Origin of the sequence: Sphaerisporangium corydalis (genome assembly GCF_025506355.1) — a bacterium.
GTDB lineage: Bacteria > Actinomycetota > Actinomycetes > Streptosporangiales > Streptosporangiaceae > Sphaerisporangium > Sphaerisporangium corydalis.
The window spans coordinates 71,890-85,487 of record NZ_JANZYP010000044.1 but is presented as its reverse complement, the minus strand read 5'-3'; the positions used below and the strand labels follow the sequence as shown (position 1 = coordinate 85,487).

14 protein-coding genes are annotated in these 13,598 nt (G+C 72.5%); 7 read left to right on the top strand and 7 right to left on the bottom strand.

Annotated features, from left to right (window positions below):
- The 3 genes from groL to NYZ98_RS26850 form a co-directional block, all read left to right on the top strand.
- Nucleotides 1–1,428, top strand: a 1,428-nt coding sequence (gene groL / locus NYZ98_RS26860) for a chaperonin GroEL (RefSeq protein ID WP_262846234.1), incomplete at its 5' end; no start/stop codon positions are given.
- A gap of 56 nt (nucleotides 1,429–1,484) precedes the next feature.
- A complete protein-coding gene (locus NYZ98_RS26855) occupies nucleotides 1,485–1,799 on the top strand; it encodes an ArsR/SmtB family transcription factor (protein WP_262846232.1) in 315 nt (104 codons plus the stop codon).
- A gap of 79 nt (nucleotides 1,800–1,878) precedes the next feature.
- Nucleotides 1,879–2,538, top strand: a complete 660-nt coding sequence (locus tag NYZ98_RS26850) for an SRPBCC family protein (protein WP_262846230.1) — start codon at nucleotides 1,879–1,881, stop codon at nucleotides 2,536–2,538.
- 53 nt (nucleotides 2,539–2,591) lie between these two features.
- Here NYZ98_RS26850 and NYZ98_RS26845 read toward each other — a convergent pair whose 3' ends face one another.
- From NYZ98_RS26845 to NYZ98_RS26835, 3 genes are read right to left on the bottom strand one after another with little or no spacing between them, the layout of a single operon-like run.
- A complete protein-coding gene (locus tag NYZ98_RS26845) occupies nucleotides 2,592–5,084 on the bottom strand; it encodes an FtsX-like permease family protein (protein ID WP_262846228.1) in 2,493 nt (830 codons plus the stop codon).
- On the bottom strand, nucleotides 5,081–5,773 hold the full coding sequence (locus tag NYZ98_RS26840) for an ABC transporter ATP-binding protein (protein ID WP_262846226.1): 693 nt from the start codon (nucleotides 5,771–5,773) through the stop codon (nucleotides 5,081–5,083). Before NYZ98_RS26840 ends, NYZ98_RS26845 begins: the two co-directional genes overlap by 4 nt.
- On the bottom strand, nucleotides 5,770–6,279 hold the full coding sequence (locus NYZ98_RS26835; RefSeq protein WP_262846224.1) for a PadR family transcriptional regulator: 510 nt from the start codon (nucleotides 6,277–6,279) through the stop codon (nucleotides 5,770–5,772). The genes NYZ98_RS26840 and NYZ98_RS26835 overlap by 4 nt, the downstream gene beginning before the upstream one ends.
- Before the next feature lie 180 nt (nucleotides 6,280–6,459).
- Between NYZ98_RS26835 and NYZ98_RS26830 the strand changes: the two genes are divergently transcribed.
- Both NYZ98_RS26830 and NYZ98_RS26825 read left to right on the top strand, forming a co-directional pair.
- Complete coding sequence (locus NYZ98_RS26830; protein ID WP_262846223.1) at nucleotides 6,460–6,906, top strand: SRPBCC domain-containing protein; 447 nt, start codon at nucleotides 6,460–6,462, stop codon at nucleotides 6,904–6,906.
- The gene (locus NYZ98_RS26825) at nucleotides 6,903–7,295 is read left to right on the top strand and encodes an ArsR/SmtB family transcription factor (RefSeq protein WP_262846222.1); all 393 of its coding nucleotides are present in this window, start codon (nucleotides 6,903–6,905) and stop codon (nucleotides 7,293–7,295) included. The genes NYZ98_RS26830 and NYZ98_RS26825 overlap by 4 nt, the downstream gene beginning before the upstream one ends.
- Before the next feature lie 5 nt (nucleotides 7,296–7,300).
- On the opposite strand, the gene NYZ98_RS26820 is transcribed toward NYZ98_RS26825, so the two are convergent.
- On the bottom strand, nucleotides 7,301–8,032 hold the full coding sequence (locus NYZ98_RS26820; RefSeq protein ID WP_262846220.1) for an SDR family oxidoreductase: 732 nt from the start codon (nucleotides 8,030–8,032) through the stop codon (nucleotides 7,301–7,303).
- Nucleotides 8,033–8,174: 142 nt separating this feature from the next.
- Here NYZ98_RS26820 and NYZ98_RS26815 point away from each other — a divergent pair, with 142 nt between their 5' ends.
- Nucleotides 8,175–8,657: an RrF2 family transcriptional regulator gene (locus tag NYZ98_RS26815; protein ID WP_262846218.1), complete on the top strand. Its 483-nt coding sequence runs from the start codon at nucleotides 8,175–8,177 to the stop codon at nucleotides 8,655–8,657.
- 12 nt (nucleotides 8,658–8,669) lie between these two features.
- On the opposite strand, the gene NYZ98_RS26810 is transcribed toward NYZ98_RS26815, so the two are convergent.
- On the bottom strand, nucleotides 8,670–9,707 hold the full coding sequence (locus NYZ98_RS26810; protein ID WP_262846216.1) for an aldo/keto reductase: 1,038 nt from the start codon (nucleotides 9,705–9,707) through the stop codon (nucleotides 8,670–8,672).
- Between the two features lie 257 nt (nucleotides 9,708–9,964).
- On the opposite strand from NYZ98_RS26810, the gene NYZ98_RS26805 reads away from it, so the two are divergent.
- Nucleotides 9,965–10,555, top strand: coding sequence for a class I SAM-dependent methyltransferase (locus NYZ98_RS26805; RefSeq protein WP_262846244.1), 591 nt, complete (start codon nucleotides 9,965–9,967; stop codon nucleotides 10,553–10,555).
- 84 nt (nucleotides 10,556–10,639) lie between these two features.
- Here the strand turns inward: NYZ98_RS26805 and NYZ98_RS26800 are convergent, their stop codons facing one another.
- Nucleotides 10,640–11,320, bottom strand: a complete 681-nt coding sequence (locus tag NYZ98_RS26800; protein ID WP_262846214.1) for a class I SAM-dependent methyltransferase — start codon at nucleotides 11,318–11,320, stop codon at nucleotides 10,640–10,642.
- Nucleotides 11,321–11,380: 60 nt separating this feature from the next.
- Nucleotides 11,381–13,534 carry an RNA polymerase recycling motor ATPase HelR gene (gene helR / locus NYZ98_RS26795; RefSeq protein WP_262846212.1) on the bottom strand — a complete coding sequence of 718 codons (2,154 nt, stop codon included), beginning with the start codon at nucleotides 13,532–13,534 and terminating at the stop codon, nucleotides 11,381–11,383.
- Nucleotides 13,535–13,598: the final 64 nt, after the last annotated feature.

Sequence of the window (13,598 nt, the reverse complement as noted above, 5' to 3'; positions counted from 1 at the left end):
GAGAAGATCGGGGCCGAGCTCGTCAAGGAGGTCGCGAAGAAGACCGATGACGTCGCGGGTGACGGCACCACCACCGCGACCGTGCTGGCCCAGGCACTGGTACGCGAGGGCCTGCGCAACGTGGCCGCCGGCGCCAACCCGATGTCTTTGAAGAAGGGCATCGAGGCCGCCGTCGAGCGCGTCAGCGAGGAGCTCTCGAAGATCGCGAAGGACGTGGAGACCAAGGAGCAGATCGCTTCGACCGCCTCCATCTCCGCCGGCGACACCCAGATCGGCGAGATGATCGCCGAGGCCATGGACAAGGTCGGCAAGGAAGGCGTCATCACGGTCGAGGAGAGCAACACCTTCGGCCTGGAGCTGGAGCTCACCGAGGGCATGCGCTTCGACAAGGGTTACATCGCCCCGCTGTTCATCACCGACTCCGACCGGTTCGAGGCGGTGCTGGACGACCCGTACATCCTGATCGTGAGTGGAAAGGTGTCCGCCAACAGGGAGGTGGTGCCCCTGCTCGACAAGGTCGTGCAGTCCGGCAGGCCGCTGCTGGTCATCGCCGAGGACGTCGAGGGCGAGGCCCTGGCCACGCTGATCGTCAACAAGATGAAGGGCGTCTTCCGGTCGGTCGCGGTCAAGGCGCCGGGCTTCGGCGATCGCCGCAAGGCCATGCTGGCCGACATCGCCGTCCTGACCGGCGGCCAGGTCATCGCCGAGGAGGTCGGCCTCAAGCTGGAGACCGCCACCCTGGACCTGCTCGGCCGGGCCCGCAAGGTCGTGGTGACCTCCGACGAGACCACGATCGTCGACGGCTCGGGCGAGGCCCTCGCGATCGCCGGCCGGGTCGGCGAGATCCGCGCCGAGATCGAGCGCACCGACTCCGACTACGACCGGGAGAAGCTCCAGGAGCGCCTCGCCAAGCTGGCCGGCGGCGTCGCCGTCATCAAGGCCGGCGCGGCGACCGAGGTCGAGCTCAAGGAGCGCAAGCACCGCATCGAGGACGCCGTCCGCAACGCGAAAGCGGCCGTCGAGGAGGGCATCGTCCCCGGCGGCGGCGTGGCCCTGCTGCAGGCCGGTGCCAAGGCGTTCGAACTGCTCGAATTGACCGGCGACGAGGCCACCGGCGCCGCGATCGTGAAGAAGGCCCTGGAGGAGCCGCTGAAGCAGATCGCGATCAACGCCGGCCTCGAAGGCGGCGTCGTGGCCGAGCGGGTCCGCGGCCTGGCGCCGGGCGAGGGCCTCGACGCCGCGACCGGGGAGTACGTCGACATGTTCGCGGCGGGGATCATCGACCCCGCCAAGGTGACGCGTTCGGCCCTGCGCAACGCCGCCTCCATCGCCGCCCTGTTCCTGACCACCGAGGTCGTCATCGCCGAGAAGCCCGAGAAGACCCCGGCCGGTCCGGCCATGCCGGGCGGCGGCGACATGGACTTCTAGTCACGGCCTTATTTCAGGCTTGACTTATATAACCCGTTGGTGAAATTCTCTGTGCCGTGCAGGCCTTCGATGTGCTGGGCGATCCGGTGCGGCGCCGGATCCTGGAACTGCTCGCCGACGGCGAGCAGACCGCCGGCGCGGTCGGCGGGGCCATCCTGGCCGAGTTCGGGATCTCGCAGCCGGCGGTGTCGCGGCACCTCCGGGTGCTGCGGGAGTCGGGGTTCGCGACCGTCCGCTCGGACGGTTCCCGGCGCCTGTACGCCGTCGACCCGGCGCCCCTGCAGAAGGTCGACATCTGGCTGGACCGCTTCCGCCGGTTCTGGACCCGGCGCCTGGACGCGCTGGACACCGAACTCACGCGGCGGGCGTGAACGCCGGGCACGGCACGAGAACACCGCCGGGACGCAGCGCCGCGGATCGGCCACCTCCGACGACGAACGAGGAAGACACGTGATCGACATCGTTGACCAGATCAACGCCACCCACCGGGAGATCGGCGACCACCCGGTCACCACCGGCGACGGGCGGTCGCTGCTGCTGCGCCGTTCCTACGACGCCCCGATCGAGGACGTGTGGAGCGCCTGCACCGAGCCCGACCGGATCGGCCGATGGCTGGCCCCGATCGACGGTGACCTGCGGCCCGGCGGCAGGTTCCAGCTCAAGGGCAACGCCGGTGGGGAGATCCTGCGCTGCGAGGAACCCCACCTGATCAAGGTGACCTGGGGCCTCGGTGAGGGCATGGTCACCGAGGTCGAGGTCCGCCTCGCGCGCGGCGGCGACGGCGGCACCGTCCTTGAGCTGGAGCACGCCTCCCCCGCCGAGATCGTCGACGAGCTGGTGCGCACCTACGGGCCCGGCGGCACCATCGGGATCGGCGGCGGCTGGGATCTGGCGCTGCTCGGCCTCGACCTGTTCCTGCGCGGCACCGACCTCGACCCCGTGACCTGGCAGGACGCGCCCGAGGTGCGGGACTTCGCCACCCGTGGCTGCCACGCCTGGGGAGCGGTGATCCAGGCCGCCTGGGGAACCGGGGACGACGACATCGCCGCGGCCGTCGCGTTCGCCGTTCAGCACTTCGCCCCCGAGCCGACGGGGAACGGCGACGGCTGACCCAGGCAACTGCAGGGCGGCCTAGAGCGGTCAGGACCGATTCGGGGTCGGCGTCACAGGAGCCGGCGCGCAAGGGGCGGCACGGTCCGGGTGACCAGCGCCGCGACGGTCGCCAGAACGGGCAGGCCGACCACGACGGCGACCACGAACGGCCACGGTATGGCGAACGTGGCGGGATCACCGGCGCCCTGCGTCGTCATCGGCCTGCTCAGCGCCACGCCCGTGACCGCTCCGGCGACCAGCCCCACCAGCGCGCCGAGTCCGGAGATGTAGAGGGCCTGCCCGGCCACGACCATCCGCAGGGTCCCTGGCTGGGCGCCGATGGCCGCCATCGTCGCCCGGTCGGGCCGCATGTCGGCGGCCGCCAGGCGGGTGGCGGCCAGCGTGCCGCCGACGACGAGGACGAGGGCGCCGACGAGCCAGCCCCACAGTCCGGGATCGGGCGTGTTGCGGTAGCCCTCCTCGGAGGCGACCGTGACGCGGGAGGCCACCTTGTGGAGATCGCCCGACAACGTCGAGCCGGCCGGCGGCCGGTACATGGCGTAGAGCTGGCGCTCCACCGTGGAGAAACCCGCCTGTTCGACCAGGGCGCGCGGCAGCAGGGCACCGCCCTGGTACTCGTCGGCGGGCGTGGCCGTCACGGCGGGCACCTCGAACCTGCGCGGGGGGCCGGACGTGGAGCTCGCCCGCAGCGCCAGCTTGCCGTCCCGCACGGCGGCCGCGTCGAACACCACGGCCTTGCCGCTCGCCAGCGCCGCGGCCGCCCGCGGGTCGTGGCGCCCTTGCAAAAGCCTGAGGAGGGTCTGGTCGCCGATGGCCACCGAGCGACGCGTGCGCGTCCCGTTCCATCGCACGGTGTATCGCAACGCGTAGCGGTGACCCTTGGCGTCGTTCGCCTGGTAGCCGGCGGCCAGCGGCACGCCCGGCAACCGCCGGGCCGTCTCCGCGCGAAGTCCGTTCCAGGTCGCGTCGGCCATCTTGCCGCCCCAGATCGCCAGCATGCCGGTCGGGCGCGCCGAGGTGTAGGCGTTCCGCCGGTCCATGTACTCGCTTTGGGTGCCGATGCCGATCGCCACGACCATGGCCGTGACCGCCATGACGGCCGCCACGGCGCTCGCCGTCCGTGAACGGTTGCGGACCGCGTCGCGGACCGCCACCCGCAGCGGGAGCCGCAGCCGCGCGGCCGGCCGTCCCGTGAGGCGGATCAGCCATGGCGTCAGCGCCACCAGCCCGACCAAGACCGGCACCGCGGAGGCGAGCACCCACACCGAGCCCGGCTGGCGGCGCGCGACCACCGTCGCCCCCAGCCCGGCCAGCACCAGCACGGCCCCCGCCAGCGGCCATCCCGGCCGATCGGCCGGCGCGGGCGCGCGGCCGGCCAGCACGGCCGCGGTGTTCTGCCTGGCCGCCTGCGCGGCGGGTACCAGCGCCGCCACCAGCCCGGTGAGCAGGCCCAGCGCGGCGACGCACAGGACCGGCGTCCACGGCACCCCCGGCGGGCCTACCTGCCCTCCCCATCGCGCCAGGACCGACGCGCCCAGCACTCCTGCGCCGATGCCCAGCACCGTCGCCACGACGGTGGCGGCACCGCCGAGGACCAGCCCGTCGGCCAGCACGATCGTCCGCAGGTGCCCGGCGGAACCGCCCTGCGCCGCGATCTCGGCCAGTTCCCTGCGCCGCCTCCTGAGCCCGACCGCGAAGGCGGGCCCGGCGAGCAGCACGATCTCCAGCATCACCACGATCACCATGGCGCCGATCCCGACCACGCCCTGGACGCCGGGGGCCGACGCGCGGGCCATGACCGGGTCGGCGAGCATCGTGCGGGAGATGACGTACAGACCGGCCCTGTTCAGCGCGGGCACGTCGGCCCAGGACACGGGCCTGGCGGTGCCGGCGAGCCAGCCGGGGCCGTACAGGTTGGGCGACCAGATGCCGTCCAGGGGCACCAGCGGCAGATCCGGACCCACGACCTGGCGGAGCGAGGGCCGGTTCGGGTGGTCGACCACGCCGACCACCGTCAGCGGCGCCGCGCCGGACGGCCGCAGGAGGTCGCCGGGCCGAAGCCCGGACGCGGGTGTCACCGCGACCTCGCGGGCGGCGGGGAACCTGCCCTCGCTCAGTGTCAGCATCCCCCTGGTGAGGGGATCGCGCAGGTCGGTCTCCACCGCGTCGACCTGTCCGGTGCCCAGCCGGAGCACGCCGGTGCTGAGGTGGATCACCCGGGTGCCCGGTCCGAGCAGGGCCGCCACCTCCGCCGCGCCGGGCTCGGGAGCGGCCGTTCCGTCGACGCCGGTCTCCCAGCTCGACCCGTTCGGCTGCTGCTGGAGCACCGTGCCTTTGGGTACCCGCACGAGGCGGACCTCGGCGGCGCCGATCTCGGCGGGCAGTCCCTCCTGCGGAGTGACGGTCATGGTCTCGAAGAGGGTGAGGATCGCCGTGATCACCAGGACGGGCAGGCCGATCATCACCATGATGAGCGCGCTTCGTCCCCGGGAACGCCACGCGGCGCGGCGGGAGATGCGCAGCGCGGCGCGGACGGCGCTCATCGGGCGCTCGTCAGCGGCGCGTCCGTGGCGTCGCTGATCATTCCGTCGCGGAGGAACACCACACGATCGGCCCACGCGGCGTAGCGCGGCTCGTGGGTGACGAGCAGCACCGCCCCGCCCGCGTCGCAGCGGGTGCGTAATATCTCCAGGACCTCGTCACCGGCGCGCGTGTCGAGCGCGCCGGTCGGTTCGTCGGCCAGCAGCAGGCGCCGCTCGCCCACCAGGGCGCGGGCGATCGCGACCCGCTGGCGCTGGCCCCCCGACAGCTCGTCGGGGAAGCGGTCGGCCAGGTGCGCCGTGCCGGTCTCCGTCAGCACGGCCATGGCCTCCTCCCGGGCCAGGCGCGAGCGCACGCCGTCCAGCTCGCGCGGCAGCATCACGTTCTCCGCGGCCGTCAGCGACGTGATCAGGTTGAGGTCCTGGAAGACGTAGCCGACGTCGCGGCGGCGCAGCGCCGCCAGGTCGCGCACGGTGGCGAGGTCCCGCTCGCCGATGCGCACCGTCCCCGACGTGGGCCGGTCGAGCCCGCCCGCGAGATTGAGCAGGGTCGACTTGCCGGACCCGGACGGGCCCATGACCGCGACCAGCTCCCCCGCGCCGACCTCGAGGCTCACGTCCCTCAGGGCGTGTACGGCCGTCGCCCCCTCGCCGTGGACCCTGGCCACCTCGGACAGCCGTACGACCGTCATCGTTCCTCCTTGAGAACGGCCTCGCAGTGGTCCAGCCACCGTTGCTCGGCCTCAGCCTGGAAGATCATGGAATCGAGCACGAGCCGCTGGGCCGTGCCCTGCGTGACGGCCCGCTTGGCCTTGGTCAGTTCCTGGAGGGCGCGCATGGTCGCCGTCCGCTGCCTGCGGACCACCTCGGCGACGTCGACCTCCTTGGCGGCGACGGCCATGGCCAGCTTGATGACCAGTTCGTCCCGCGGACGGTCGGACTGGGCGATGGGGGTGCCGAACCATCGCGCCATCTCCGCCCGGCCGTCCGCGGTGATCGTGTAGACGACCCGGCCCTGCTCGTCCGACTCCCCCGGCGCGACCAGTCCGTCGCGTTCCATGCGGGACAGCGTCGTGTAGACCTGGCCGATGTTGAGCGGCCAGGTCGCCCCCGTCGACGCCTCGAACTCCCCTCGCAACTGGTAGCCGTGCCGGGGCCCTCTGCTGAGCAGGGCGAGCAGCCCGTGTCTGATCGACATGGATACCAAGTATGCATATTCAGTATGTACTCCTCAAGCGGATCCGCCTATTTCCGCAAAAGAGAAGGGTGTTCCACCGCACGGCCCAATGGGGTGCAACTCTCGAGTTGCGCTTCGATGACGCGATGTGCAACTCTGGGGTTGCGTCAATTGGTGACGGTGAAGACGAAGGAGTCCCTCATGAGCGAGGATCGGATCGAGCGCGAGACCCTGATCGCGGCGTCCCTGGAGCGGGTGTGGTCGCTGGTGAACCAGCCCGGGTTCTGGGTGGCCGAGGAGGCGAGCCTGGTCGGCACGGTGGCCAGGGAAGGCGAGACGATGGTGGCCAAGAACCCGCAGTACGGCGAGTTCCCGGTGCGCGTGGAGAAGGTCCGGCCGCAGACCTACGTGGCCTACCGCTGGACCAGCGCGTTCCCCGGACAGGAGCTGCGCGCGGACAACAGCACGCTGGTGGAGTTCACGCTGACCCCCGAGGGAGACAAGACGCGCCTGCGCGTCGTCGAGAGCGGGTTCGCGGCGCTGAACGGGACCGAGGAGGTGCGCGGCCGGGCGGTGAAGGACAACACCGAAGGCTGGCCCCAGGTGCTGGACGCGTTCAAGAAGCGCGCCGAGCAGTCGTCCGTGTGACGGACGAACGAAGCGCGGGCCCGGCCGTCGCCGGTGGGGCGGAGGAGGGTCGCGGCGCGGCGGAGGCGGTCGACGGCGTCCTGGTGGCGCTGGCCGACCCGATGCGGCGCCGGCTGCTCGACCTGCTCGCCGCGCGGGGCGAGGCCACCGCGACGATGCTCGCCGGAGGGGTCCCGGTCTCACGGCAGGCGGTGGTCAAGCATCTCGCCGTCCTCGAGGCCGCCGGGCTGGTCTCCGGTGGCCGGGTGGGACGCGAGGTGCGGTACGCGGTGCGCCCCGCGGCCCTGGACGCGACGGCGCGGTGGATGGCCGCCCTGGCCTCCGACTGGGACCGCCGCCTGGCGACCATCAAGCGCCTCGCCGAACAGGCGGAGCGCGATTCGCGCTAGCCCGCTTACTTCAGCCAGTCGGTGTAGCGGGTGGGGGCGATGCGGGCGCCGTGCCCGGCGGTGAGGACGTCGCCGTGGACGGCGGCGAACATGCCGGCGGTGTCGTCGGTGGTCACCGAGCGCGTGTCGCCCTTGGCGGCGAGGGTGATCCGGCCGAGTTCGTCCAGGGGGTAGGTGTCGGGGCCGGCCAGGTCGAGGGTGCCGCCCAGGGGCGGCCCCGCCGCGACGTCGGCGACGGTGGCGGCGACGTCGGCGGCGGCGACCGGCTGCACGGGGGTGCGGGGCAGGCGGACGGTGTCGCCGTCGGCGGTCCAGGACAGGACGGCCTCGACGAACTCCATGAACTGGGTGGCGCGGACGATGGAGTAGGGGACGGGCCCGGCCTTGAGGATGTCCTCCTGGAGGGTCTTGGCGCGGTAGTAGTCGAGGCCGGGGACCTGGTCGACGCCGACGATGGACAGGATGACGAAGTGCCCGGCGCCCGACCGCCGGGCCGAGGCCAGAAGGACGTCCATCGAGGTCTGGAAGAACGCGGGCGAGGCGTCGTCGAAGGTCGGGGAGTTGGTCAGGTTGACGACCACGTCGGCGCCGGCCAGCGCCGCGTCCACGCCCTGGCCGGTGAGCACGTCGACCCCGGTGGACAGCGAGTGCGGCACCGCCTCGTGCCCGGCCGCGTTCAGGTCCCGCACGACCTGCGACCCGATCAGCCCGGTTCCGCCGATGACTGCGAACTTCATGACACGTCCTGCCTTCCTTGTCGACACAGATGACCCAGATGACCCAGATGTCCGGTGCCCGCTAACTCGGACACTCGATGTCCGAGATGATACACGGACAAATCTGGTCCGAGTTAACGGGGAGGTGGATTAGGGTGAAGAAGTGAAGCTGTCGGGTGGTGTCGAGTGGGCACTGCACTGCTGTGTCGTGCTGACGTCGGTGCGGGAACCGGCGCCGGCCGCCCGGCTGGCCGAACTGCACGACGTGTCCCCCAGCTATCTCGCCAAGCAGCTCCAGGCCCTCTCGCGCGCCGGGCTGGTCCGCTCGGTCCAGGGCAAGGCGGGCGGCTACGTCCTCACCCGCTCCCCCGCGCTGATCACCGTGCTCGACGTCGTCGAGGCCGTCGACGGGCCCGGCCCCGCGTTCGTCTGCACCGAGATCCGGCAGCGCGGCCCGCTGGCCGCCCCGCCGCAGGCCTGCACCGCCCCCTGTGCCATCACCCGCGCCATGGCCGGAGCCGAGGCCGCTTGGCGGGACGCCCTGCGGTCGGTCTCCGTGGCCGACCTGGCCCGCGACGTCACCTCCGACTACGGCCCCGGCGCGCTGGCCGGGATCAGCGAATGGCTGGGCGCGGCCGAAGCCTGAGCCCCGGCCGTCTCACCGGCGGCGCGAGGCGGCGTTCAGCGCCGAGGTGCTGGTGCCCCACATGTTGTCGGCGACGTTGACCGTGTGCCCCGGGGGGACGATCTCGTCGATGCGGTCGAGGACGTCGGCCGGCAGGGTGATGCCGTCGGCCGCCAGGTAGGACTCGAGGTGCTCCATCGTGCGCGGGCCGACGATCGCGGAGGTGACCGCCGGGTGGTGGGTGGCGAACGCCACCGCCATCTGGACCAGGGTCAGCCCGGCCTCGTCGCCGAGCGCCCCGAGGGCGTCGGCGGCGTCGAGCTTCGCCGCGTTGACCGCGGAGGTGGTGTCGTAGTTCGCGGCGAAACGGTTCCGCCGCGCCGGCGAGCCCGGCCCGGCGATCTCCCGGTCCTTGCGGTAGGAGCCGGACAGCCAGCCGCCGGCCAGCGGGCTGTAGGTCAGGACGCCCATCCCGTAGCGCACGCAGGCCGGCAGCACGTCGTACTCGATGGCGCGGGTCAGCATCGAGTACGTGGGCTGCTCGGTGCGGAATCGCTCACGGCCGCGGCGCTCGGCGGTCCACTGGGCCTCGACGATCTCGGAGGCGGCGAGCGTCGACGCGCCGAACATCCGGATCTTCCCGGCGTGCACCAGGTCCGACAGGACGCCCAAGGTCTCGTCGACGTCGGTGGCCGCGTCGAGACGATGGATCTGGTAGAGGTCGATCCAGTCGGTCCCGAGCCGCCGCAGCGAGCCCTCGACCGCTTGGGTGATCCACCGCCGCGACGCCCCGCGGTGGTTGGGGTTCTCGTCGAACGGCAGGCCGGCCTTCGTGGCCAGGATGACGTTCTCGCGCCGCCCGCCCTTCAGCGCCTCGCCCACGATCTGCTCCGACTCCCCGCCGGAGTAGAAGTCGGCGGTGTCGACGAAGTTGATCCCGGCGTCGAGGGCGCGGTGGACGACCTTGACGGAGTCCTCGTGGTCGGGGTTGCCGAAGGCGCCGAACATCATCGCGCCGAGGCACAACTGGCTGACCGAGACGCCGGTGCGTCCCAGGGGTCGGTATTCCATGGAGAGCTCCTTGTGCTGCCGTGAGCGGATCACGGCGGGGAGACGGAGTCCGCAGCGAAGCGGACAGCCTGTCCACATGACTGTAGCGGATAGGCTGTCCGCTTACCAAACGGGCGGCCCGTCCGCCTCCCGGTGCCCATGGCCTGGCCGCAGGGAGGACGCGCCGAGTTGGCATCGGGCGCGAAGTTCGGCGAATCTGCTCGCTTGTGACCGAATCCTCCACACACCTCGATGCCACGGCGGACGCCTACGACGCCATGGCCGTCGTCTACGCCGAGTTCGCGCGTGACGCGCTCGACGCCCTGCCGCTGGATCGTGCGGTGCTCGCCGTGTTCGCCGAGTTCGTCCAGGCCGCCGGCACCGGGCTCGTCGCCGAGCTGGGATGTGGGCCTGGGCAGACGACCGCGCACCTGCGGGGCCTGGGGCTGGACGTCTTCGGCGTCGACCTGTCGCCGGTGATGATCGGCCTGGCCCGCCGGGCCTACCCGGGCCTGCGGTTCGAGGTCGGTTCCATGGACGCCCTGGACCTGGCCGACGGTGAGCTTCGCGGCGTCGTGTCCTGGTATTCGGTCATCCACGCCCCACCTCACGTCATGCCCTCGTACTTCACCGAGTTCCGGCGGGTGCTCGCCCCGGACGGCCACCTCCTGCTCGGGTTCTTCGAGTCCGAGGGCGAGGCGGTCACGGCGTTCGACCACAAGGTGACGACGGCCTACCGGTGGCCGATCGACGAGCTCGCCGGGCTGGCGGGCGAGGCCGGGTTCGCCGAGATCGGCCGGATGCTGCGTGAGCCGGGCGAGGGGGAACGGTACCGCCGGGGGCACCTGCTGATGCGCAAGGACAGGTGACCCCGCCGAAACCTCAGCGCGGAAGGAGGCCTCAGCGCGGACGAAGGCCTCAACGCGAGAGGGGCCTCGGCGCGGAAGGAGGCCTCAGCGCAGCCGGCGCGCGCGTACCACCAGGTCCTCGGCATGGTGCGCGCCGGCCCCGCCCTCGGGTGCGACGCGCGCCCGCTGTTCGTGCGCCTCCACCTCCCAGTCGTCGTCGAGCAGCGCGAGCACCATCGAGGGCCACACGAAGTCGGCCGGGTCGAAGCCGTCCTCCCGCGCCTGGTGGGCGTCCACCCCGGCGTGGTGCACGAACAGCAGCACCCCGCCGGGCGCGACCGCCGCGAGCAGCGCCCGCTCGGCCAGGGCGCCTGCGGTGCGCGGCAATGCCGGGTACTGCGCGGAGACCAGGTCGAAGGACGCCGGCGGGAGCCCGGCCTCCGCCAGGCCGGCGTGCACCCATCGGACTTCAGCGCCGGCGTCCCTGGCGTGCCCGGCCGCCCGCTCCAGCGCCACGCCCGAGACCTCCAGCGCGGTCACCTCCCAGCCGCCGCCCGCCAGCCAGACGGCGTCCGCGCCCTCGCCGCAGCCGACGTCGAGCACCCGCCCCGGCGTGAGCCCGGCGACCTCGGCCACCAGCGCGCCGTTGGGCCGCCCGCTCCACAGCCGGTCCCGTTCGGCGTACCGCTTGTCCCATTCCGCCCGCGCCGCGGGGTCGCCGAGGTACGCGCCTGCGGGCGAGGGAGCGTCGGACGTGGTCGGACCTGCCGTGATGTCGTCGGTCATCGGACCACTGTGGCCCACGACGGCCCGGCCGCCAACTCCTGTTGCCGATAAGGCAAGACGTCAGGGGCTCGTGAGGATGACCAGCCGCTGGGTCGCCCTGGTCATCGCGACATAGCGGTCGACCGCCCCTTCGATACCCTCGCCGAACGCCTCGGGGTCGACGAGGACGACCAGGTCGAACTCCAGCCCCTTCGACAGCTCCGGGGTCAGCGACCGGACGCGGGGCCTCGCCTTGACCGCAGAATCGCCGATGACGCAGGCGATCCCGTCGGCGTGCCCGGCGAGCCAGGTGTCCAGGACCGCGTCCAGCTCCGCAGCGGATCCGTGGACGACGGGGGCCCCTCCGCTTCGGATGGAGGTCGGCACGTTGGCGTCCGGGAGCACGGCCCGGATGACCGGTTCGGCCTCGGCCATGATCTGTTCCGGCGTCCGGTAGTTGACGCTCAGGGAGGCCAGGGTGATCCGGTCGAGCCCGATCCGCCGCAGCCGTTCCTGCCAGGACTCGGTGAACCCGTGCCTGGCCTGGGCCCGGTCCCCGACGATGGTGAAGCTCCGGGACGGGCAGCGCAGCAGCAGCATCCGCCACTCCGCGTCGGTCAGTTCCTGGGCCTCGTCCACGACGATGTGCGCGAACGGGCCGGCGAGCAGGTCCGGTTCGGTGCCGGGCACCGCGGTCCCGTCGACCAGGGCGTCCTTCAGGTCCTGGCCGTGCAGCATCGCCACCGCGCCCTCGCCGTCGTCGTCGGCCTCGAGCAGGGCGTCGACGACCTTGGCCATGTTCTCGCGTTCGGCGGCGACCGAGGCCTGGTGCCGGCGCCTGCGCCGTGACGCCTCGGGGTCGCCGAGCCGCTGCCGCGCCGCGTCCAGGAGCGGCAGGTCGGACACCGTCCAGGCCTGGGCGTCCTCGCGCTGAAGCCTGCGGACCTCGTCGGTGCTGAGCCAGGGAGCGCATTTGCGCAGGTAGGCGGGCACCGTCCACAGGTCTCCGACCAGGTCGGCCGCCTCGATCAGCGGCCACGCCTTGTTGAGGGCGGTGAGCAGCTCCCTGTTCCGCAGCAGCGACCTGCGGAGCGGGCCGGGCGGGACCTCCTCGCCGTCGGTCTTGCCGATCAGGATCGTGAGCAGCTCCTCCCAGATCTGGTCGCGCGCCTCGTTGTGCGGGGTTCCGGGTTCCGGTGCCTCGAACGCCTCGGCCCAGTCGTCGGTGCCCAGCCAGAGGTCGGACCAGGGGGTGGCGATCGTCATCCCCGTCGTGGGCGGGTTCTCGTAGAACCTGACGGCCGGCTCGATCGCCTCCACCAGGTCCGCCGACGACTTCAGCCGGGCCACCTCCGGGTCGGTCTCGGTCGCGGCCGCGGCCCCCTCGGCGACCAGGTCCCGCAGGGTGCAGGTCTGTACGCCCTCCTCTCCGAGGCTGGGCAGGACGTCGGCGACGTAGGCCAGGTAGGGCTGGTGCGGGCCGACGAACAGCACCCCGCCCCGGCGGTGACCGAGGCGGGGGTCGGCGTACAGGAGGTAGGCCGAGCGGTGCAGGGCGACGACGGTCTTCCCCGTGCCCGGTCCGCCGTCGACGACGAGGGCGCCGCGAGAGCCCGCGCGGATGATGGCGTCCTGGTCGGCCTGGATGGTGCCGAGCACGTCTCGCATCCGGCCCGACCGGTCGCCGCCCAGGCTGGCGATGAACGCGGACTGGTCGTCGAGCGCGGCGGCGTGCCCCTCGAACCCCTCGGAGGTGAACACCTCGTCCCAGTAGTCGCTGATCAGGCCGCGGGTCCAGCGGTACCTGCGGCGGCTCGCCAGCCCCATCGGGTTGGCGTGGGTGGCCCCGAAGAACGGCTCGGCCGCCGGGGACCGCCAGTCGAGCAGCAGCCGGCGGCCCGTGGGGTCGGTGAGGCCGAGCCTCCCGACGTACACGGGTTCGGGGTCGTCGGCGCCGACCATGTGCCCAAGACACAGGTCCAGGCCGAAGCGGCGCAGGGCGCGCAGGCGAGCGGTCAGCCGGTGGATCTCCAGGTCCCGGTCCAGCGCCTGCCTGCCCTTGCCGCCGGGTGACCTCAGCTCGGCGTCGAGGCGGCCGGACAGGTCGATGATCGTCTGCTCGAGGCTCTCGGCGATGGCGGCGAAGTGCCGCTCGTCACCGGCGATCAGCGCCGGGGCGGCCTTGGGGGCGAGGTGGCCGGGAAGGTCGAACGCGCTGGTGGTCAGAGGGCTCACGCATCGGCTCCGATCTGAGGTGACGAGGCACTTTCCCGGTCCCCGCACGACCCGTACGTCGACG